Genomic DNA, 2,747 nt, shown 5'->3' with positions numbered 1-2,747 from the left:
GCGCAGGGTTCGAGGCCGGCGCGCGAATGCGCGCTTCGTCAACTGACTCGTCGCGGCTGTCTGAGCGCAGTGAGCGCAGCGAACGAAGCGAGTTCCGCGACGCGGCCACGAGCCCGAGCAGCGCAGCGCAGTCGCTGCGCAGCAGCGACCGCCGCACCGGCGCGCCGCCGCACACCCGCCCACGGCTTTGCCCCCGCCGAGCCACGGCACCACCTGCCATCCCTACGCCTCCCACTGCAGAAACACGGTCGCCAGCGGCGGCAAGCTCAGCAGCGCCGAATGTTCCTGCCCATGGCACGCCACCGGCTCTGTCCGAACCCCACCGCCGTTGCCGACGTTGCTGCCGCCGTAGACGCCGGCGTCGGTGTTGAGCACTTCACGCCAGCGCCCAGGGCCCGGCAAACCGACGCGGTAGGCGCTGCGCGCCAGCGGGGTGAGGTTGCACAGAACGACCACCGGCGGCGCACCTTCCTCGCCGTAGCGGGCGAAGGAGAAGACGCTTTGCGCAGCGTCGTCACCGACGAGCCAGGCGAAGCCTTCGGCCTTGGTGTCACGCTGGTGCAGCGCAGGGGCGGACGCATAGAGCACGTTCAGGTCACGCACCAGGCGCTGCACGCCGCGGTGGCGCGGGTCATCCAGCAGATCCCACTGCGGAGACGCGTCGTGGTTCCATTCGCGCGTCTCGCCGAACTCGCAGCCCATGAAAAGCAGCTTCTTGCCCGGGTGCGCCCACATGAAGCCGAGATACGCGCGCAGATTGGCGCGGCGTTGCCAGTCGTCGCCGGACATCTTGCCGAGCAGCGAGCCCTTGCCGTGCACCACCTCGTCGTGCGAGATCGGCAGCACGAAACGCTCCGAAAACGCATAGATCAGACCGAAGCTCATGTCGTGATGGTGGTGCCTGCGGTGCACTGGATCGTGCTCCATGTAGCGCAGGGTGTCGTGCATCCAGCCCATGTTCCATTTGTGCGTGAAGCCCAGGCCGCCCTCCTCCACCGGCGCCGAGACGCCGGGCCAGGCGGTGGATTCTTCGGCGATCACCAGAACGCCGGGGCAGCGCTCGGCCAGTGTCGTATTGAGCTTCTTCAGGAAGGCCACCGATTCCAGGTTCTCGCGCCCGCCGTGTACGTTGGGCACCCACTCGCCGGGCTGGCGGCTGTAGTCGCGGTAGAGCATGGAGGCCACCGCATCGACCCTCAGGCCATCGACGTGGAAGTGTTCGATCCACTCCAGCGCGCTGGCGATCAGGAAGCCGACGACTTCGTTGCGCCCGAGGTTGAAGATGAGCGTGTTCCAGTCCTGGTGGAAACCTTCCTTCGGATCTGCGTGTTCGTAGAGCGCGGTGCCGTCGAACTGCGCCAGACCGTGGGCATCGGTCGGGAAATGCGCCGGCACCCAGTCGAGGATCACGCCCAGCCCCGCGGCGTGGCAGCGGTCGACGAAACCGGCGAAGCCTTCCGGCGTGCCGAAGCGCGCGCTCGGCGCGAACTGCGACAGCGGCTGGTAGCCCCAGGAGCCGCCGAAGGGGTGCTCCATGATGGGCAGGAACTCCAGGTGCGTGAAGCCGAGGCCGCGCGCATAGGGGATCAGCCGCTCGGCCAGCTCGTGCCAGTCGAGGCTGCGGCCGCCCTCCTCCATGTTGCGCAGCCACGAGCCGGCATGCACTTCGTAGATCGACATCGGTGCGCTCGGTGCGTGGCGTGCGGCGCGGCCCTGCATCCAGGCTTCGTCGGTCCACACGAACTCGTGCGGCGGCGAAACGACGGAGGCCGTGGCCGGTGGGCATTCGGTCTGGAGCGCGATCGGGTCGGCCTTGAGCGGCAGCGTCTCGCCCATCGGGCCGAGCAGCTCGTACTTGTAGCGGCTGCCGGTGGCGAGCCGCGGCACGAACAACTCCCACACGCCGGCCTCGACACGCCGGCGCATGGGATGGCGGCGGCCGTCCCAGCTGTTGAAGTCGCCGACCACCGACACACGCGTGGCGTTCGGCGCCCACACCGCGAAACGCACGCCCTCGATGCCATCGATCTGCATCACGTGCGCGCCCAGACAGCGTCCGAGCTCGCGGTGGTTGCCTTCGGCAATGAGGTGCAGGTCGAGCTCGCCGAGCAGCGGCCCGAAAGCGTAGGCGTCTTCAGTGACTTGACGCAAGGGCGCGGCGTCCGGCACCGCCGACTCGCCTGCGGGCCAGTCGATGTGCAGGCAGTAGGTGTCGGGGCCGGCCGTCTTCGCTGCGGGGTCGAGTGCGATTTCGAACAGGCCGTCGCACTCGTCGACACGCCGCCCGGGCCGGCTTTCACCCCCTGGCCCGCTCAGCACCGACACCGCCAGCGCGCCAGGCGCGAACGCGCGCACCACCTTGCCGCCTTTTTGCTCGTGCGGACCCAGCAGCGCAAAGGGATCGCCGTGACGGCCCTGCACGAGACGGCGAGCTGCCTCGATGTCGAGGCCGGTCCCTCGGCGGTGTTCCTGCGGTGCGGTCATCTTGGCTTCTTCAAAAGTGCTCGGCGCGGTCGGCCCGTGCTGACATGCGGGAGTGTGTTGCAGAATTTCAAGCCTGCGACGAATCGCCGGATGGCGAATCGCTGGGCGGCGCCTCGGCCTCCAGCAGCCGCTGCGCAATCGCTGCCAGCCCGCGCAGCGGCACACCGATCCACGCCGGGCGGTTCGCGCTTTCGTAGCACAACTCGTAGGCAGCCTTCTCGAGCGTGAACAGGTCGATCAGCGCCGCTTCGCCACCCGCGCCG

2 protein-coding genes are annotated in these 2,747 nt (G+C 68.7%); both read right to left on the bottom strand.

Annotation, left to right across the window (positions count from 1 at the left end; translation table 11 throughout):
- Positions 1–222: 222 nt before the first annotated feature.
- Positions 223–2,484: a 1,4-alpha-glucan branching protein GlgB gene (glgB, locus tag H0W38_RS20420; RefSeq protein ID WP_292457634.1), complete on the bottom strand. Its 2,262-nt coding sequence runs from the start codon at positions 2,482–2,484 to the stop codon at positions 223–225.
- Positions 2,485–2,551: 67 nt separating this feature from the next.
- Positions 2,552–2,747 (bottom strand): hypothetical protein (locus H0W38_RS20415; protein WP_292457632.1); only part of this gene is annotated, 196 nt, incomplete at its 5' end.

The organism is Methylibium sp., assembly GCF_013817365.1.
Taxonomy (GTDB): domain Bacteria; phylum Pseudomonadota; class Gammaproteobacteria; order Burkholderiales; family Burkholderiaceae_C; genus Methylibium.
Note: the sequence above shows the minus strand (reverse complement) of the source record. Positions and strands in the feature narration are given on the sequence as shown.

Coding starts and splice junctions, on each gene's coding strand:
- glgB (WP_292457634.1), bottom strand. CDS start 2,484: ATGACCGCACCGCAGGAACACCGCCGAGGGACCGGCCTCGACATCGAG.